Raw genomic sequence first — 19,297 nt, forward strand, 5'->3', positions numbered from 1 at the left:
AATGCCGCATATGTCATCGGAATTGAGAATTTTAATTTTTTCTTCTTCTGTTAGTTTTATGTCCATAAGGTAAATGTAAGACTTTTTTCATAATCACAGGTGGATGTTTTTTTGATTGTGCCTAAGGGTTCACCAGGTAGCCCAAGTATGCAATGAGCGATAGTGCAAGCTCGGATCTCTACCATTGGTTAGAAAAGGATTCTGCTAGGCAGAGCATGAGCTACAAACTTGCGCTATCAGGGGTTTCTTAATTGCACTAAACTTTCGGCCTCCGTATCAAGGCCCCTGAAATTTAGCTTTTATTACTACATGTTTTTAATCAAGGAGATTCCGATATGATTCAATGTCTGTTGTCGTAAATTCCAATGTTTCAGATCGTCTTAATTTGGTGTGTTTATTATTCAAATCTTTTCGAATCGCTAATATAAACTCAGCAAAATATTTGAGGGATCTTATGCTATCTTCCTTTGATTGTTTTTCAAAATTAGTCCTAAAAAAATATTGCATCATTTTATTATAAGAGTGTACCATTTCGTCTGAACCATAAATAACAAGATCAAATGCGGCTCTTTTATAGTCTACTGTTGTAATTGAATTAACTGCTTTTTCTTCTTCTTTTTTTGTTTTTGTGGGAGTTAATAAAACGATAAAAGGATCTAACAATTTTTTATAGGTTTCTAACCTCTTTTCTCTTGCTCTTTCTTCTACTGCTTGTAAATTCTCATTTCTAGTTTTTAGAAACCAAGTCAATAATCCACCAATAGTAATTAGTATAGGGGAAATAAGAGCTAGTATTAGTTTGTATTCCATTTTATAGATTTAAGTTTCTTTTCAAATAATAGGTTTAAATGATTCATAATGTGCTTTATTCCCTCTGCTGATTCTAACTTGTAGCTTGGACCGTTGCTATTGAGTAGAAAAGCATTCTGCTAGGCAGAGCATGAGCTAAAAACTTGCGCTATCATGGGGATATTCTATTAAGTAGCTTAGAAATTCATCCCCGAAATTTGTAATTGTCACAGAAGATTTTTGATGATCACCGTCCACTAAATAGGCAGATTTATCTTTATAATCTTCTAATCCCGCTCCTAAGCTGATAAGTCCTTTTATTTCTAAATCATTGCAATAAGCTTTGAATTCGTAATTATCCAAATGAAAAGAATTTTCATAGTTTTTAAAATTATTAAAAAACCTATCATAAGATTCAATTTCTTTTAGTCTATTCCCAAATCGTTGAATATATCTTAGAATAATTATTTGAACACTTGTTATTTCGCTTACAAATTGGATAAATAGTCGATTTTTGCTTGATTCAAAATCTGCACTTTTGATAATTGCATCTAAATACACTTCTGCTAATAAGCTTCTCTTTTCATCCGACTTTAATTTTAAGGTAGTTTCAAAAAAGGTTCTCGTAAAATCAAAAAAATCATCAGATTCAAGGTATTCTTTCAATATAAAATCTTCATTTCCAAATGAATTAATCTTCTGATTCAATAATTCAACTGATTTATTAATTCTGTCTTGTTGGATTCTATTGGGAATGTCAAAGATCAGCTCATTTATCATTGTACCAATGTATGGAATTCCACCTATTAGTCCTTTGGTTATACCAGTCCTTGTTTCCTTAAGCTCAGGTCTTGAACTTAATATTTCGGATGGTAATTTAGAATATTCAACTTTCATTTTCTTAATTATAGCTAACGGCTCGAATATGGGGCGTTTGGCATTTCAAATTTACCATTATCCGCCAGATGACCTATATTTATTGTTAGGGCACGTTATTTATTGTCTGTTTTAATACCTGAAAACTTAGAAATAGATTCTATCAATCTTTTCTCAATATCCATCTCCATATTTGCTAATTTGAGTTTCAATTTATAATCATCATTAGTATGTGGTTCAGTGTAGATCCGTTGAAAACCATCTAATACAAAATCGAGTATTTTATTTATTCTTTCATCTTTATTAAATTTTTCATGCTCAGTTAGAAGTTGAATATGATGTTTAATCGACATTGCAAGAGTAGTCTTAAAGCTATATTTATCATGTAGTTTCTTCGTCTGTGAGTATTGTGAAGAACAGAAATATAAGTAATAAACGATTGGCGATGCAATTAAAAATCTCACATAGAAATTTATGTCAAATGTGTGATTTTCGATATCCCATTTATACAACCATAACTGACCTACAAACATTATAATTATCACAACTAAAAGGACAACTGTTGTAATGAAAATTCGTTTTTCCCAATGTACCAATGATTCTTTTAAATGCTTACGTCTTTTATCAAACTCTCCACTTAAACCAGTTTCAGCCGCTATTTCATAAATTTCTTGTATATCACTTAATAGTTTTTCGCTATCAGATTTTATAGTTCTTATATTCTCAAACTCTGTATTTGATTTTATCAAAAGTTCTGAAATTACTTTTTCATTTTTTTGACTTTGAATAAATAGTTTGTTTAAATTATCATGAGTTTTTAAGATTTTCTTATCAAGTTCTGAAACATGAGCATTTATTTCATTAATCTTAGAGTTTTTGTTTGTTGAATTTTGAAACAGTTTTCTAATAGAACTATCAATTACAGTAAGCTCTCTATTAGATTTACGTAATTCAGATGCAAACTTTTTGACTTCGTCATATTGAGTTTTTGATGATTCTTTTATTTTTAGTATCTCATTCTTAAATTGAGTGCCTTGTTTTAATCTTGCACGAAATCCAGTGTTCTCATCCTCAACTTTATTTAATAACGGGACATACTTTTTTTCATAAAAGTTATTTACCTGAGTTAACAACCGTGAAACTTTATCTCTTTCTGAGCGAAATTTCGCAATTGCAACCTCTGTCGAATGTGCAAGTCGCTTAAGAGTTGTGTTTATCTTTTTTGTTTCAGTAGAATTGTCCTCATGTTGTTTCAGAATGCTTTTTGATTCATTTAGATTAGCTTCAATAATCTGAAAACTTGCCTTAATCTCCTCTACAATCTTATTGGCTTCATCTCGCTTTGATTTAAGTGTGTCATTTGTTGCCATTATATATTTATTTTATGAGAATGTCTATGTGTATGTTCCCTAACGTAAAAGTGTTTTATCTTTTCGTTTTTTAAAATTAACAAAACATTATTAAGAGAGTTTAATTTTCTTCACAGAATAATTCCAAATAAAGGATAAAACATGCTTGGACAATGCCGCAGGTCTATGGGCATTTATAGCTTAACGAAATAAAAGATAAATTACCCACTTGCGTTATCAGGAGTGCTTAGGTCTCATAAAAAAAGAAAAAGCGAAGCCAAATGCTTCGCTTTAGTGATTAATTCTTTTTAGCCATCGCCTTTAATATTCGTTCCTCTTTTATAAGTACATCTTTCATTAATAGCTGATAAGGAAATTGTTTGTGTTTTGAATTCTTAAATCCTTCAAGAATATTTCCCATAGAACTGGCTGTAATAAGTGATAGGTTTATTTCAAATTCCAAATCACATTCGTTTATAAAATCATCGCTAAATTCCGGAGCTACTAAAAGTGATTTAACAACATTGTATCCACTATTTTTAGCAACATCAACATAGGATTTCATTTGTCTTGAAACCGAGCTAAATTTGTTGTATCCGCTTTCTTTTACTGTTTTACACTCAACAATAATTACATCTTCATTACCCAGATTTAAAACTAAATCCATTTTGTTTTTTGCATTGTTAAGCTTTTTCTTCAATGTTTCATCAACATTAAAACCAAGTTTTTCAAAAATGGTTTTAGTGATATCTTCGAACTTAAGACCTAATTCGCTCTCTTTAATAGTTATTCCATTCTCTCTTAATAATTCCAAATTTCTGTAACCAATAGCCTCGTAATTTTCAATCATCAAGTTTTCTGCATCTTTATATGCATCTAAAATATTTAAAACAAGATCTCCTCTGGATTTTAGGCCTTTGATGTTAACAAATTCTTTAAGTTCGTCTGCATTCAATATATCTAAGATGTCTCTTGGCTTAATATTATAATCCAGAAGAGTAGAACTATTTATCACGGTTTCCTCTGGCATTTCAAACTTCTTGAGGAATGTTTTTCTAAACGATTTTAACTCTTCCATTAAATCAATTAGCAACCTCTCATAACCTTCTATTGAAATACCAACTTTTTCATCTTTCTCCTGTTCTTTAAAGAATAATATTAAGTTACCGACTTTATCTTCAAGAGTTGTTCCTCTTAATGACGATTCAACTTTCAATCCATTTTCCCATAATTCATTTACGAATTTTTTCTTCTCAGTTAAAGTAACTCCATCCTTATAAATTTCCGTTTTTAATAAGTTTGTAAATGAAATTCCACTCGTGATTATGCGATTAACTTTTTCATCATAATCTAATTCTTTAATATTGATATTGCGTTTTCTACAAACCAGATTTAGTTGTGGTTCCTTAAATGTTTTCAATACTCTTCTATAATATTTATCTGCAATCTCTTTTTGTCTCATTTCTCTTAATACTGCAACAACCTCATCCGCAACATAAACCAAATTGTTTTTTCTTGAATAAAAGATTACTCCAATATTTTTTAGAAATGTTATAATAGAGTCAATATCTAATTTTTCAGGTGGTATCGTTAAGTAATTTATCAACTTAACTTCTTCTTGTGATAACTCTAATGCATTAGCTAAAGTCAGAAGTATAGATAGTTCGTCATCCGTTATTTTTGCATCTCGATTATTTTCTCCATCATTTATATAGGCTGTTTCAACACATGCCCTATAAATCTGATAATCTCTTTTTAACAAATCAGGAATTTCAGACTTTTCAGCCTCTAATTGAGTTTTAAGATTTCTCGTTCTCTCTTTAATTACTTTTAGTTCTTTTTCATACAATCGAGCTAACCAATCCTGCTTTAATATACAATTACCATCCTTAATGATTATATCAATTAAAATATCGAGCTGTGAAGTTGTATTAACAAATTCCGACTTTACAGTTTCAGCAAATTCCGATTTGACCAGATCAAATACTTTCGAAATATTTAAACTGTCTACATTCTTTAAATCATTACTACTATCAGATAAAATTTGATCTATCTCTTTAGCATTTTTAGGGTTTGAAGATTTGATATTATCAATGATCTTAAGGAAAGAATTTTTCTCTAACGAATTTACAAGGTCTAATATTTTTACAAGTTTCATTTAGGTATATTTAAGTAACACATTAGTAAAACTCACATGCAAAAAGTTGATTAGAAAATAAGAAATTGTAGGGGTAATTTATTGCAATGTGACAATGAACTTCTAATCTACAAAACAATAAAGTGCAATCAAAGAATTCCTATGATTAATTTACAGGCATTTATAGCTTAACGAAATAAAAGACAGCCCTCTCCTTTAACTCTTATTACAAGAGCAAGCAATCATACCATTGTGAATATCCAACTGCATTGCCGATTGACGAGAGCTTATTTTTGTCGCGAAAATGGCTTTACCCATTGACAACAGGAATAGGTCCTCGTTTTTTTTACTACATACAATTAGAGCCGCATTATTGTGCGGCTCTTTGTTTTTAATGGGTAGACTGAAAGCTGAAAGCGAAAAGCTGAAAGCGAAAAGCTGAAAGCGAAAAGCTATTCCTTGTGGCTGGAAGCTTGGAATTCTTACCCCCCTATTCCCGAAAGCTTTTGGGACCACCTGAAAGGGGGAATTGGGGCGCTGCAAATAAATGCTGATTGCTGATTGCTTTTCCTGTAGCTTGTAACTTGCAGCTTGTAGCTTGTAGCTTGGTCCCGAAAGCTTTCGGGATTGGAACTTGGAACCCTTACTCCTCAACCCTCTTCAAATCCAGATCCTGAAAGTCGAAACTGAAATCGATATTTGGGGAGATTCCTTTCATTTTTAGGCTTTGTGCTTTTCCTTCCTCATCGAGGGCAAACATGGCAAAGGCATCGCAATTCATATCGCGGTAAGCCCATTTCACAGCAAAACTATTGGCCTTGTAATAATGCATTTTTCCGGTAAGCTTAGGCGAGTGCAGGGATCGCATCCACAATTCACCATCCTTCTCGTACACTTCCATTTTCCCAAACCACTTGTCGCGATACAAACCAATGTAGTCATCCTTGTTTATGGCTGCCTCTTTGGCAAGATCAACGGTATGCCAAACGGCATTCACAACCGAATCAACCTTGTTTTGCGTTCCCTTAAGACGTTCCGCTGCAAAGGCATTCCAGTCGGTTGGTGTGGCTTCTATGTATGAATCGATAATGGCTTGTGGCATCATGTAGTAGGCATATCCACCAGGCAGCGTGTTTGTTAAAACTGCAATCCCTACATTCAGTTCCGGAATCAATACGGTTTTAGACAGCATTCCTGGCAATCCCCCGGTATGACTGATGATGGTATATCCTTTGTAATCTTCAATCACCCAACCCAAGCCGTAAGCTTTGTAATGGTTCTTGTATTTGCCACTTCCTTTGGCCGAGAAATTTAGCATGGTGTGGGCTCTCCACATGTTGTTTTGGTTCTGTGATGAAAACAATGGCTCATCTTCCCCATACTTTCCGCCATTCAAATGCATCAGCAACCATTGGTTCAAATCATTTACACTGGCGTAAATGCCACCTGCAGCATCCATTAATGGATTGGTGTAGGCATCAACAATTTCCAAGTCGCCATACTCCGATGAGTGTGGCAATGCTACATTATCCTTGTTTTTAATTCTTTTGAACGATCCGGCAGAAGCATTCATTTGCAGTGGTTCCATAATTTTCTTCTCTACAAATTCTGCCCAGCTCATGCCACTCAATCTATGTATGATTTCTCCCGCTACGATGTACAGTAAATTGTCGTAATCGTACTTGGTACGAAAATCAGATACTGGTGTTTGGTGCTGAAAACTATTCAAGATATCATCAATGGTGAAATCGCTGCCATCGGGGAAGATCATCAAGTCACCTGCACCCAACCCCAGTCCACTGCGGTGGCACAGCAAATCTTCCACTGTAAAATTATCGCGCACATAGGAATTGTACATGGTAAACTCAGGAATGTGCTTTACCACCTTGTCTTTCCACGATAGTTTTCCCTCATCTACCAATATGGCCAAGGCTGCAGCGGTAAATGACTTGCTGTTGGAAGCTATGGCGAACAGGGTATTCTCATCCACAGCTTGTTTGCTTTCAATGGATCTTACTCCATAACCTTTGGCGTGTACTACTTCTCCATTGTGAACTACCGATACGGCAAATCCAGCCAATGGAAAGGATTCTAATGTTTTGCCGGCAAGTGAATCAATCTGTGTTGAGCTTAATCCCTGGGCATTGGCAATGCTACTACTAAGGCAAAATAAGAATAAGAGCAGACTGCTGAATCGTTTTGTTTTAAACATGTCAATTTAGTTTAAGGTTCGATTTGGTGGTGTTTTGGAATTCTTGGGTTTCCTAACTGTAATATCCGGTAATTTACATCTACAGAAATCTAATCAATCATTTTGCAATGGTTCTGAATCATCCTTTCATTCACAAACCTACATTGTTCCTTCTAATTTGAAATTAAATTTTGACTATACTTTTTTACAATTTTCATTTTCATAATGTACAAATCCTTTAATTCAATATAAGTCTAATTACTTAAAATCATATCCTATTAATACCGGTATAATTCCATTACTTCAATATTCCGACAGCAACCAAAAGCCAATTTATGCTTTTATGTTTATCGTATCGAGAAAATTCTAACCACTAGCACCATAAAAAACACTTCCTTCTTTTGAAATAATTACCACCAGATTCCAGTTTCATTCTTCCCTAAACTTTGAAAACATTTCATTGGTTCTCTTGTGACTTCACTTCTATGTTATCGAAAGAAACACATTGTTCAAGTTAGTGTATATAAAATCTCAAAGATGACACCTTTAATATTTTAAAGTTGGGAACAGTTGCACCACCCTCATTATACTTACTCTATAACACTTTGAAAGATTTAACACAAGAATATGAATTTCAATACAATCTGTTTATACAATTAAAATATCAAACTTCACCTCTTTCAATTTCTTCACCATCAATTTCCGATAGTAAGATATAATAATCACCAAGTAATTCATATGACTCATTTCCTGAAACCTGATCATATATTGTCTTCTTCTTTTTATAGGTGATCTTCATAATGTTATCTTGCTCATTGATAATATTAATATTTGTAAAAATTATATTATTTTGATCTGTTGTCTCGGGTGCCAGATCAATCATTTTTTCAAAATCAATTTCGTAATCTCTTAAGTTTAAATTCCTAATAGAGAATTTTCTTCCAGTGTAATACTCAAGTTCATTATTATAATATCCCATAGTACCACCAATACAATACATTATCGCATGACTATTTAGAAAACAATATGGTTCATAACCTTCAATTCCTCTTTGTTCCCCATCTCTTGTATCTCTATCCCATAAAAGCATTCCATCTCTTGTAAGTGCATAATAGGTAAATACAGTTCCTCCATCAATCCAATCTGCACTTTCTATAAAATAAGAATCTCGTATTTGAGTTAAATTTTTAAATTCACTGGAAGGATTCTTTGATTTCAATCCATATAATTGTTTACCAGTTTCATAGTCAAGAAGAATCAAAGATGTACCAAAATGATGTGTTACGGAACTCGGATCTTCCTCGTTGGTAAGGTAACACTGCAAGAATAATCGTCCCTCATTAATCAATAAATTCGAAGAATGATTACAGTGAGAAAAAGCATAATTACCAATTAATTCGCTAGCAAGTTCAAAGGTATACACCTCTTCTCCACTTCTTTTATATTTAGCAAACCAAGCGTGACCATTTTTTCTTCCATAAGCCAATTTATAATCGTCCAACTCCACCACATTAACTACATGATCGATTAAATCTGCATTGGTAGGTTTTATTCCATGCAAATCAAATATTTCTTGCTGTGCAACATCATTTTTTGCAATATCATCATCTGAGCTACTACAAGCTATTAGAAATAAACCAAACGTAATTAGACTTATTAAAAATGATTTTTTCATCTCTTTAATTTTGAATTGTTAGTTATGTTATTTATCGTATTATATTCAAACTCAATTATAAAACACGCCTATTTCTCAATAATTCTTAAATTATTAAAGAATATACGCAATAAAAATACAAAACAATAATTCTTAACCAAAAGAAGGTCATATTATTATTATTATAAATACTGCAAAATAAAATAACTCTTAAAATATGACAAAAACAGACTATTTACTAAATGTAATATCATTGTCATTATGAGTTTTACCTAAAAATGAAAGCAAGCTGCACCAATCCAATTTTATGCTTCTTTTTTGGGTCTGAATTTATTCCAAATACTTTCTATCAGGAATCCAATTCCAACTCCTAAAAAGAAACCTGCCAAAAAGTTCATGATTTCCTCATCAACAAGGATGTATCCTTCTTTTAATAATAATTTCGACAAAATACCCAATGCGATAAATAAGGGTGAAATGATTAGTTTGTTTTTGATTTTCATGACTAAGAATATTGCTTATTTAATGTTAGTTGATCCAGTTCTTTTGAAATGGCAATTGCTTCATCTATAACATCGCCGGGGTATTCGTTAATCTCAAGAATTCGAATTGCATTTCTATTCTTCAGTTTCCCAGGCTTCAATTTGTAATCAAAATCCACCTTATTCTCATTCACAACTTCACTAAAGTGATACAATTCATATTCATCTGTCAAGAGATCGGTAAGCTCGATATCGTGAGTGGATACGAATACAAAATTTTTATTCTTGCTTAAGGCTGAAAGAACAGCTTTCCCGGCTGATATCCTCTCAACGGTATTGGTTCCTTTGAAAATTTCATCCAACAAAAACAGGTTTGCCTTACCGCTGGAGGCATTGTCAATCATCTCCTTAATGGTCAAAACTTCCTCAAAATAATAGCTTCTGTCATTTATTAGGTCATCATTAATTCGGATGGCAGAATAAATTCGCAAACGAGGAAAAGTCATTGCTTCTGCAAAACAGGTATTAAGGGTCAAGCCGCATATCACATTCAGACCAATGGTTCTGATGAATGATGTTTTTCCAGACATATTTGAACCTGTCAGTAGAATGGACTTCTCATTCACCTTAATGGTATTGGATATGCAATTGGGGATTAGTGGATGATAAACTTTTTCGGCTCTGATTTCAGACTTGTTAATTGAAGGGATACAATAAATATTGCTTCCTTTTCTTAAGGAAGCTATGGAAATCAGGGCATCTATTTCGCCAACAAAGCAATAAACACTTTCAATTTCTTTTCTTTTGGTATCCAATCGTTTTAAAATGCCAAACAGTAACAATGGTTCCAGGAGAAAAGCAATCTTAATCAGTTCCAGTATTCCCCAAAATACGGCTTCAAATTCACTTTGCAGATTGGCCTCTAATCGAAAGAAGGACATTCTGTTTCGAACCTGCTTTAACACTTGAATTGAGCTTTTAAGATCGGGATCAATTGGTTTGAATTCCTCTTCTTTAAACAGCTTGGCGGCAATATTATTCAATTTTAAAAGTTGCGGAATTGATCCCAGGTATTTGTATAGATTCCTTTTGTTCCAATAATGAAATACGATGTTGACAATGAAAGCTCCAAAAAACACAAAGAACATTTTGGCATTAAAAGGAATCATTAATAAGGACAACAAACTGGTAAAGGATAACAGACGAACTATAAAAAACCACCTGGGAGCTTGCTCATATTCTCCTTGAAATAAAGAGGCAATATAATAGGCTTCCGTCTTGTTGAGTGCATCAAGCTGTAACTGAGTATTAAGTCTAAACCGTTCATCTTGCAAAAGCTTTTGAATCAAATGCTCTTTGAACTCAAGCGCTTCCGATTGGGCAGGGATGTTTCTTAATTTATTGTACAAATACTGCTGGCCAACTTTCGAATTCGTCCGATCCAGAAACATGAATAGTTCTTCAAAATCCAGATCATTGCAGGTCTTATCGGATAGAATATGAAAGGACTCGCCATTGCTCTTATTTTTAAAATAACTTTTAATCGAATCAAAATAGAATGGATCATTTTTTAACGCTCCAAATGACTCTTTTAATATCTCTGTTTTTTTCTTTTTTCGCATGATTGTATCTCTTGCTTTCCTGGATTAGAACCTATAAAATATCTACAATTAAAAATATTGTCTTCTTAGGTTTAAGTTCATGAATCTACAAAACAATAAAATACAAACAAAGAAACTCATGGCTTAATTTGGCGCGTTATTCTTTAATATAATGCCAGCAAGTATATACAAGCAGAGGCAGCATGAATGCCGCCTCTGGAAAAATTATTTATACCTTTTACAACTGTCCTTCCCACTCTCTGTAAAACTGATTCAGATATTGCTCCATAAACTGATGACGCTGTTCGGCCAGGGCTTTGCCTGCTTTGGTATTCATTCTGTCTTTTAAGAGCAATAGTTTTTCGTAAAAATGATTGATGGTTGGAGCGCTTGAATTTTTGTACTCCTCCTTTGTCATGTTTAAATTGGGTTCTATTTCAGGATTGTAAATTTCGCGATTTTTATGTCCACCATAATTAAAGGTACGAGCAATACCTATGGCACCAATGGCATCCATTCTATCCGCATCCTGTATTACATCCAATTCCAGAGATTTGAACTTTTGAGCCTCTTTTCCTCCTTTAAAAGAAATATTGCTGATGATCTGCTCCACATGAACAATCACATCTTCATCTGTCTCTACCGATGATAGAAATTCCCTCGCCTTTTTTGGGCCTACACTCTCATCGCCATTGTGGAATTTTGAGTCGGCAATATCATGAAGCAAGGCACCCAACTCAACAACAAACAGATCTACTTTTTCATCTTCTGCCAAATGTTTAGCCGTTTTCCACACCCTGTAAATGTGCCACCAATCGTGACCTCCTTCGGCATTAGCCAATGTTTGCTTTACAAATTCTACGGTTTGATTTATGATTTGCTCTTTGTTCATGTTCTTATTCTTAAATTTTAGGAGTGTGAAATTAATTATTTTAGACGTAGATTTATTAACCTGAGTTCAGTTTAAAATATTGTCACAGTTTACACTGGTGAAAGAGCTATACTAACATTCAGCAGACAAGATGATCAAACAAAAAAAAAGAACCTTTGCCAATTGCAAAAGTTCTTTGTGTTTCTTCGTGAAATACTTCTTTACCCTTTGTGGTTAAATTTTTATTCTGAAGCCAAATTAATAGCCAATTCCTGCGGCCATAATGTTGTTAGGATCGAAAGCGTGACAAGGTGTTACACCATGTACCATATCGCATTTAGGGCAATGTCCTTCGAATTCTTCCATGGTAAAAGTTTCCTTACAACCATGACATTCGATATCCATAGGCATTGGCATCAATTGCTCTGCAAAGCCCATCATTCTAATTTTATCAACTACTTGTTTTCCGTTTTCAAAGCTTCCTGCGCATCCGTCATGCATAATTATTTCCTCCTGATTAGTTGGTTTTGGTCAATAGTAAGCAAGACCAAAACCTTTATAATGATTTCTATTATTAATTCTTAATTACCAATTGATAATTGCTAAAAACCTATGTCTTCCTGTCGAATAATTTCACCATGACGAAGACGAGTTCTCATGTTTTGAATCACATTGTCCATTCTTTCCAATTCCGAAAGAAGGTTCTGCTCATCGCCACTGGTATCAATTACTTTATGAATTCCTCCGTTTTTGATTACAATTCTTCTGTCTCCCATTAATGCCAAAATAGGATCGTGAGTTGCCATCAATACAATTTTCTCCTCACCTACCAACAGTTCCAAAGCTTTCTTACGATCGATACCTGCATTTTCAATCTCATCAATCAAAATAATTGGTGATTTACTTAGAATCGCAGTATCAGCAATCATTAATGCTCTCGATTGTCCTCCACTCAAGCTGGTAATCGGAGTATCCAAACTGAACTTCTCTCCTGCCAAATTATTAGCTTGTTCAAATATCTTGTTGATTACACCTTCAACATTCTCAACCAATCGGCTTTGAGCATGTAATTCTATAAACTCATAAACCGAAAGGTCCATTACAAAGTTCATGTTCTGAGACAACTGAGCCACCAATTTATGTCCTGAAGTCACTCGCCATTTTTTATCGCCTTTCTCGCCATTTACCAATATGGTTCTGGAAGTTGGCGTATCATTTTGTGCTACCCATTCAATATCTGCCAACAATCTACTTTTTCCCGAACCTGTTGGACCAACAATACAAACAATTTCACTTTTGTTGATAGTCAACTCTTCGAATTGCTCCTTCTCGCCTGATTTATTGGTTCCAGGCAAAAGCGTAATGCTATTTACGCCCTCATCCTCATCTTCGCCAAGGAAAGCCAACATTTGGCTAATGTATTCGACCATGGATTCCATTACCTGAGCTTTATCCATTGCACGATTTTCCTTTTCCTCTTCATCATCCAAAATGTTCAGAAAATCATCCAACTTTTCGTTGATTTGCCCATCAACCTCCAAGGTGTTTTCTTCGAAAAATCCAGGAAGAAAAGGATACTGCTCAAATAGATCGGCAATTGTTTTTTGTTGTATATCTTGTGTTGTGATCATGTTGTTGCTTTTTTAATCCACCAACTTAAGCTGGTCGTTATTGATTTCCTCCAGTTAAAACTGGAGGCTATTCATATCGATATCTTGAAGCTTGTAGCTTGATACTTTTAGCTTTTTTTCTTTTTATCTTCCATGTCAATTTTTCGAACATTACCCATTTGGTAACTCTCTCCAATTCTGGTTTCACCCAAACAGTATGAACAAAGAGCCGATGGCATTGAGAATCGAAGTTTTTCACCAACCAATGTTTTTACCTCAACTTTTTCGTCGTACAGTAAAGTACTTAATTCGTATGCTCCCTGACCGGTTAAACCGTTTACATGCATAATGCTTGCACCAGGATTTACCGTATTTACTCTGGAAGCAAAAACCTCACGTTCGGCCTGCGATACAATATCACCCTTGGTAATAATTACGATATCGGCAGATTTCAACATTGGTCCAATTTTCTTTGGTGTATTGATACCACTCAAATTATCGATTACACAAACAGCAGTTACACTTTTCACATATGGAGAACAACGATTACACAATCCGGCACTTTCAGTGATTAAAATATCCAAGCCTTCTTTAATTCCCCACTGGGTAACTTCCTCGATATTACTTACAAAATAGTGATCAGGGCAAAGTGATCCTGACAATCCTTTCTTCACTTTAACACCCGCTTTTTCGTATAAAATATCATCATCGGTATAAAGGCAATCGAATTTTACGACTCCTACCTCCAAACCACGTTTCTGGAAAGAATCGATGGTCTTTAAAATCACTGCTGTTTTTCCCGATGAAGGAGGTCCCGATACTGTAACTAAGTTCATATGTTGTGTTGTTTATTCTGTTAGTGTTTAATAATTAATCGTTGTTCGGACTATAGCTTAGAGGTCCCAGATTTGCAAACGACTCATCCTGTATGGATTTTTTAAAGATAGTTTCACATTTTGTAATTAACGAACCGATATCGTTGTTATTGATATAATCCCAACCTAACCACATAAATTTATTTTCTTCTGGTAATCTGTTGTCAACATTCGGATTGATACTTGGGAACAGTCCCTGGTGAGAAAGAATCTCTCCAACACCTTCCGAAGCAAAGAAGTCGATAACTGCTTGTGTCTTATCCAATCTATCTTCTTTGGTCAACATGAATATCGGACTGATAATTGCACCATCCTCAGGCCAAACTGCAATCATAGGGCCTCCAACCTTAACCATTTTTGTAAAGAAATAAGGCATAATTGTAATGGCTGGCTTTTCATTCTTTTTGGTATGCGATTTTACCATTTGCGATGGGTGCATACTCTCCAGTAAACAAGCACCCAATCCTTTTACACCTTCTTCACCATAAGCCTTGTAGATATGCAACAACATGGAGTTGAACAAATCGAAATCGCTAATTGGTAAACTTACACTTCTTTTGAATTCCGGCTTAAAGATATCTGCCCAGGTGCGAGGTACAGGTCTATCACCCAATTCCGCTGTATTCACCAAAAATACCGCAGGCACAACTCCAATCATAGAATAATGTCCTTCCGGGTCTTTCAAACAAATCTCATCATTATCGAAATCTTTATTCAATCGGTCAAAGCCTGTGCTATCCTTAAACACTCCCTGCTTTTTGAATTTACCCATCAATTTTTCATCGAAGAACAAATCAAAACCAGCAGAAATAAAAATATCAGCTAAATTATCGGTATTCTCCTGGTTAATTACATCATCAATTAACCAATCCAATCCCATCGAAGCTGCTTTTAAATCATATACAATTTCATTATTGTATTTTTTCTCATAGTCAGCAATAAAAGAATCGATACCTTCCACCAAAGGCACTCGAACCGGACAAGGCAATAATCCTTGAACATGAACCGAATCTTCTTTTTTCTCTTTTGTCTTCTGATTTAAGTCGCCATCAACCTGTCCACGATTTGAATCAATACCTTCTATCAGTAAGGCAGTAAAAGTCTCCACATTCAATTTCTTCATCTTTAAAGCCATCTCCAGGGAAAGGGATTTTCCAAAAAGAGCTCTTTTCTTTTCATCCTCCAATTGCTTGAATCCGTTCGAAACAAAAATTTTTACTGTCTCAGGATATTTAGTACAAATATCAAGCAAACTATCTGTGGTATTAAAATATTGATTCTCCATTGTGAAACCGATTTTTATTGATTTTCTATTGCAAATGTATGGCCTCCAACAAAGAAAAATTGTAACCGATGTTACACTATATGATTTTTTACTGCAAAACATTCAGAATTTACAATTTATCCCAAACATTTTTAACTGATTAACGTATCGTTTTTAATGATGAATCATTTTAAATTACTGATTAAAGTTACTAGATTTGATTTTTTAAAGTATATTTATATCAAGATTCAATAGAAATATTTTCTTGTTTTTAAAGAAAAATTGTCGCTCATGACATATCAAAGGCACATATTCCTCTCTTTCTCATCGAAGATATATTCCATCTTTATAATATTACTTTTGCCATTTTCCTTGTTTGCCCAAGATGACGAAAATGATATTGACGTTGTTGAAATCATTGCCGATTATGAAGCGATGTACTGCTCAGCCACCAACGGAGAAGTTCTTCCGATTCAGGAAGTAAGTCTTTCTATTAAAGGACCTAAAGACAAAAAGTGGTTTGCCAGTTATTCCATAAACAATAGTCCTGCAATAATTCTTAATGGCAACAAGGTTATAGAGTTTTCGGAATATGATTTTTCCTTATTCCTAAGAAACTTAAGTGGTAAAATTCAAGATTATACCATTGAGTTAAAAAAAGCTTGGTTAGAAGATTTAACTCCATTAAAAATTCCAGACGATTCACGCTCTGCTACAATTCAAATATTACCCTTACCAGGTCCTGAATTCAATGATTACCATCCAAAGGCAAAAACAGGTTCGACTCAAAAATATAGTGCAAAAATTGGTAAAAACTCAACCTACCAGCTTGTATTGCCAGATGGTGCCATATTACACGAAAATACTACCAATATTAAATCTACTACAAAAGACATTAATTTAAAAATAGAATGGCCTAAAACCGAAGGTGCAGGCATTTTCAAATTGATTGAAACAGATGTTTTTGGCTGTAACAGCGACACCATTTATGCAGGAATTGAATTTGTAAAAAGCTTTAAGGTGGATTTGGGCGAAACCAAAAACATTTGCCAGGGAGGGTATTGCGAATTGAATGCAGAAATGGATTTACCTTCTAATTATTCTTTCCAATGGGAGAATGGAGAAACAACAAAATCGATTCGTGTAAGTGAACCTGGAATCTATAAATTGATGGTAACCGACTTGGCTGACCAACAAAAAGTAAGTGCATCGGTAGAAGTTAAAGTTCAAAATGCTCCCCAAATATTGATTGATGATTTGCTTGTACTCCAAAACAAAAAGCAGAAAATTGATATCTATGAGGAGAATTGCACATACCTGTGGTCTGATGGATCTACCAATAGTTCAATTGTCCTTTCTGAGAGCGGACAATATTCAGTTACCAAGACTTCGGAATATGGCTGTTCCAGTACTAAGGAATTTAAGGCTAAACTTGAGGAGGAAATTTTTAAAATTGAATTGCCGGAAGTTATTCACATGTGTGGTAATGAAAAAATGGTACTTAGTCCTAGCTTGTCTATTGATCAGCAATATCAATACAAATGGAATACAGGCTCAGAAGAACCTGAAATAACAATTGAAACCGAAGGAAAATATTCAGTAACTGTAGCTGATCCTGATGGTTTTGAGAAAACAGCAAGCACTATCATTCAATATCATCCTAACCCAATTGTCGATTTAGGTCCTGATTTCGTTCTTTGGGAAGGAGAAACTACTACTTTAAATGCCGAGAATCCAGGAGCCAGTTATGTTTGGAATAATGGTGCGACAAGTCAAACAATCCAGGCAAATAGCGGTGGTATATATGTGGTCGAAGTTTCAGATCAGTATGGTTGCTCGAACAAAGACACTTTACATATAGATTATAAGGCAGGTCAAAAATTCGGAGTGTTCCTTGGAGAAGATCAAAGCATTTGTGAAGGAGACTCAGTATATGTAATGGTACAGATTGAAGGGAATCCTGTAGCTCCTCTCTCTTTCAAATGGACTGGATTACAAAGTGAGGCTCCCGAAGTATATCTTAAAAAGCAAGGTCAATTCTGTGTAGAAGTAACTGATGCAAATGGCAATAAAGAATCTGATTGCATCGAAATAAAAACTAAAGAAGTTCCCAATGTTGATCTGGGGCAAGATTTGGTATCCTATCCCAATAAAGGAATAATTTTGGATGCTGGCACACCAAATTGCTTCTATACCTGGTCAACCGGTGAAATAACACAAAAGATTTCGGTCAACTCAGAAGGAGAATATTGGGTAAAAGTTACAAATGAGCACAATTGTACAGCACGAGATACAATTTCAGTAGGGTTTCTGGAGGATTATCCATTTGTAGGCTTACCCAAAGCCTTTTCTCCAAATGGCGATGGTCACAATGATAAATTATTCATTTACGGCAAAGACATCAAAGATGCTACCCTGGTAATATACAATCGCTTAGGACAAAAAATATTTGAAACCAACAACATCAATATAGGTTGGGACGGCTCATACAAAGGGGAATTACAAGATATTGACGTATATGTTTATATATTAGAGGTAACTTATCCTGATGGCAAAAAAATCCTAAAAAAAGGCAATGTTGCTTTGCTACGTTAATTTCCAAAAAATGATTTTATAATTCTAATTAAGTTGTGTAAATTAGTTCATTACTAACCTTACACAAACCTTATGCTTGTTGCAAAAAACTTATCAAAATCTTACAAAGAAGTTAAGGCTCTTACAGATGTAAACCTGAACATTAAAAAAGGTGAATTATATGGTATGCTTGGGCCCAATGGAGCTGGTAAAACCACTACCATTAGTATTTTAAGTTCTCTGCTAAAGCCTGATGACGGCAAAATATTCTACGAAGAGAAATCTCTGTATCAGAATCTATCTGAATGCAAAAAGTTAATTGGTGTTGTACCTCAAGAAATTGCATTGTATGAAGATTTAACAGCTTCAGAGAATCTTAAATTTTGGGGGACCATGTATGGAATCAAAGGCCAACAACTCCAAAATAAAAGTGATGAATTATTGGAGTTTCTTGGTCTGGCTGATAGAAAAAATCACAAAATAAAAACCTATTCCGGTGGTATGAAGCGTAGAATTAATATTGCCGCTGCTTTACTTCACGACCCCAAAATCGTATTTATGGATGAGCCTACTGTGGGGATAGATCCGCAAAGTAGAAATTTGATTTTTGAAGTGATTGAAGAACTCCATTCTCGTGGCTTAACCATGATCTATACCACTCATTATATGGAAGAGGCTGAACGTTTGTGCGATAGAATTGGCATTATTGATGAAGGAAGGATTATAGCAGAAGGAAGTTTGGATGAGTTGAAAGCCAATTCTTCCATTAAAGAGGAGATTCATTTAAAATATTCCAATCCCAATAAAAATGGTTTAGAACAATTAACCGATCGATACAATGGACAACTTCTCGTGAATCAAGATCATTTAATTCTATCCTCATCGCAGGCTAATGCAGACTTGCCAGAGTTAATTCAGCTATGTTCACAATCTGAACTCCTACTTGATAAGATTGACATCAGAAGTCTGAGCTTGGAAAGCATTTTTCTTGAATTAACCGGTAAATCATTACGCGACTAATCTC

15 protein-coding genes are annotated in these 19,297 nt (G+C 34.4%); 2 read left to right on the plus strand and 13 right to left on the minus strand.

Going from position 1 to position 19,297, the window contains the following annotated elements:
* Positions 1 to 315 precede the first annotated feature (315 nt).
* The 13 genes from NQ163_RS17925 to NQ163_RS17985 form a co-directional block, all read right to left on the minus strand.
* Positions 316 to 810: a hypothetical protein gene (locus NQ163_RS17925; protein WP_268191709.1), complete on the minus strand. Its 495-nt coding sequence runs from the start codon at positions 808 to 810 to the stop codon at positions 316 to 318.
* 135 nt (positions 811 to 945) lie between these two features.
* Entirely contained in the window at positions 946 to 1,686 is a 741-nt protein-coding gene (locus NQ163_RS17930) for a hypothetical protein (protein ID WP_268191710.1), read from the minus strand.
* A 95-nt stretch (positions 1,687 to 1,781) separates the two neighbouring features.
* The gene (locus tag NQ163_RS17935) at positions 1,782 to 3,035 is read right to left on the minus strand and encodes a hypothetical protein (RefSeq protein ID WP_268191711.1); all 1,254 of its coding nucleotides are present in this window, start codon (positions 3,033 to 3,035) and stop codon (positions 1,782 to 1,784) included.
* Between the two features lie 277 nt (positions 3,036 to 3,312).
* Entirely contained in the window at positions 3,313 to 5,172 is a 1,860-nt protein-coding gene (locus NQ163_RS17940; RefSeq protein ID WP_268191712.1) for a hypothetical protein, read from the minus strand.
* 622 nt (positions 5,173 to 5,794) lie between these two features.
* On the minus strand, positions 5,795 to 7,363 hold the full coding sequence (locus NQ163_RS17945) for a serine hydrolase (RefSeq protein ID WP_268191713.1): 1,569 nt from the start codon (positions 7,361 to 7,363) through the stop codon (positions 5,795 to 5,797).
* A 643-nt stretch (positions 7,364 to 8,006) separates the two neighbouring features.
* Complete coding sequence (locus tag NQ163_RS17950; RefSeq protein ID WP_268191714.1) at positions 8,007 to 9,017, minus strand: hypothetical protein; 1,011 nt, start codon at positions 9,015 to 9,017, stop codon at positions 8,007 to 8,009.
* A 284-nt stretch (positions 9,018 to 9,301) separates the two neighbouring features.
* Positions 9,302 to 9,499 (minus strand): hypothetical protein, encoded by a 198-nt coding sequence (locus NQ163_RS17955; RefSeq protein ID WP_268191715.1) that lies wholly within the window; start codon positions 9,497 to 9,499, stop codon positions 9,302 to 9,304.
* A 2-nt stretch (positions 9,500 to 9,501) separates the two neighbouring features.
* Positions 9,502 to 11,100 carry a MutS-related protein gene (locus NQ163_RS17960; protein WP_268191716.1) on the minus strand — a complete coding sequence of 533 codons (1,599 nt, stop codon included), beginning with the start codon at positions 11,098 to 11,100 and terminating at the stop codon, positions 9,502 to 9,504.
* 217 nt (positions 11,101 to 11,317) lie between these two features.
* Entirely contained in the window at positions 11,318 to 11,971 is a 654-nt protein-coding gene (locus NQ163_RS17965) for an HD domain-containing protein (RefSeq protein WP_268191717.1), read from the minus strand.
* Between the two features lie 237 nt (positions 11,972 to 12,208).
* Positions 12,209 to 12,451 carry a hypothetical protein gene (locus tag NQ163_RS17970; RefSeq protein WP_120239788.1) on the minus strand — a complete coding sequence of 81 codons (243 nt, stop codon included), beginning with the start codon at positions 12,449 to 12,451 and terminating at the stop codon, positions 12,209 to 12,211.
* A 101-nt stretch (positions 12,452 to 12,552) separates the two neighbouring features.
* The gene (locus tag NQ163_RS17975; protein ID WP_268191718.1) at positions 12,553 to 13,581 is read right to left on the minus strand and encodes an ATP-binding cassette domain-containing protein; all 1,029 of its coding nucleotides are present in this window, start codon (positions 13,579 to 13,581) and stop codon (positions 12,553 to 12,555) included.
* Between the two features lie 107 nt (positions 13,582 to 13,688).
* Complete coding sequence (locus NQ163_RS17980) at positions 13,689 to 14,396, minus strand: GTP-binding protein (protein WP_268191719.1); 708 nt, start codon at positions 14,394 to 14,396, stop codon at positions 13,689 to 13,691.
* A 34-nt stretch (positions 14,397 to 14,430) separates the two neighbouring features.
* Complete coding sequence (locus NQ163_RS17985; protein ID WP_268191720.1) at positions 14,431 to 15,720, minus strand: ABC transporter substrate-binding protein; 1,290 nt, start codon at positions 15,718 to 15,720, stop codon at positions 14,431 to 14,433.
* A 270-nt stretch (positions 15,721 to 15,990) separates the two neighbouring features.
* Here NQ163_RS17985 and NQ163_RS17990 point away from each other — a divergent pair, with 270 nt between their 5' ends.
* Together NQ163_RS17990 and NQ163_RS17995 are read left to right on the plus strand one after the other, a co-directional pair.
* Positions 15,991 to 18,294 carry a gliding motility-associated C-terminal domain-containing protein gene (locus NQ163_RS17990; RefSeq protein WP_268191721.1) on the plus strand — a complete coding sequence of 768 codons (2,304 nt, stop codon included), beginning with the start codon at positions 15,991 to 15,993 and terminating at the stop codon, positions 18,292 to 18,294.
* Positions 18,295 to 18,366: 72 nt separating this feature from the next.
* Complete coding sequence (locus tag NQ163_RS17995) at positions 18,367 to 19,293, plus strand: ABC transporter ATP-binding protein (RefSeq protein ID WP_268191722.1); 927 nt, start codon at positions 18,367 to 18,369, stop codon at positions 19,291 to 19,293.
* Positions 19,294 to 19,297: the final 4 nt, after the last annotated feature.

The organism is Marinifilum sp. D737 (assembly GCF_026672275.1).
GTDB lineage: Bacteria > Bacteroidota > Bacteroidia > Bacteroidales > Marinifilaceae > Marinifilum.

Bases quoted from the DNA above. Each gene is read 5' to 3' on its own strand.
- NQ163_RS17925 (WP_268191709.1), bottom strand. From the start codon at position 810: ATGGAATACAAACTAATACTAGCTCTTATTTCCCCTATACTAATTACT.
- NQ163_RS17990 (WP_268191721.1), top strand. From the start codon at position 15,991: ATGACATATCAAAGGCACATATTCCTCTCTTTCTCATCGAAGATATAT.
- NQ163_RS17950 (WP_268191714.1), bottom strand. From the start codon at position 9,017: ATGAAAAAATCATTTTTAATAAGTCTAATTACGTTTGGTTTATTTCTA.
- NQ163_RS17955 (WP_268191715.1), bottom strand. From the start codon at position 9,499: ATGAAAATCAAAAACAAACTAATCATTTCACCCTTATTTATCGCATTG.
- NQ163_RS17960 (WP_268191716.1), bottom strand. From the start codon at position 11,100: ATGCGAAAAAAGAAAAAAACAGAGATATTAAAAGAGTCATTTGGAGCG.
- NQ163_RS17930 (WP_268191710.1), bottom strand. From the start codon at position 1,686: ATGAAAGTTGAATATTCTAAATTACCATCCGAAATATTAAGTTCAAGA.
- NQ163_RS17945 (WP_268191713.1), bottom strand. From the start codon at position 7,363: ATGTTTAAAACAAAACGATTCAGCAGTCTGCTCTTATTCTTATTTTGC.
- NQ163_RS17940 (WP_268191712.1), bottom strand. From the start codon at position 5,172: ATGAAACTTGTAAAAATATTAGACCTTGTAAATTCGTTAGAGAAAAAT.
- NQ163_RS17970 (WP_120239788.1), bottom strand. From the start codon at position 12,451: ATGCATGACGGATGCGCAGGAAGCTTTGAAAACGGAAAACAAGTAGTT.
- NQ163_RS17935 (WP_268191711.1), bottom strand. From the start codon at position 3,035: ATGGCAACAAATGACACACTTAAATCAAAGCGAGATGAAGCCAATAAG.
- NQ163_RS17980 (WP_268191719.1), bottom strand. From the start codon at position 14,396: ATGAACTTAGTTACAGTATCGGGACCTCCTTCATCGGGAAAAACAGCA.
- NQ163_RS17975 (WP_268191718.1), bottom strand. From the start codon at position 13,581: ATGATCACAACACAAGATATACAACAAAAAACAATTGCCGATCTATTT.
- NQ163_RS17995 (WP_268191722.1), top strand. From the start codon at position 18,367: ATGCTTGTTGCAAAAAACTTATCAAAATCTTACAAAGAAGTTAAGGCT.
- NQ163_RS17985 (WP_268191720.1), bottom strand. From the start codon at position 15,720: ATGGAGAATCAATATTTTAATACCACAGATAGTTTGCTTGATATTTGT.
- NQ163_RS17965 (WP_268191717.1), bottom strand. From the start codon at position 11,971: ATGAACAAAGAGCAAATCATAAATCAAACCGTAGAATTTGTAAAGCAA.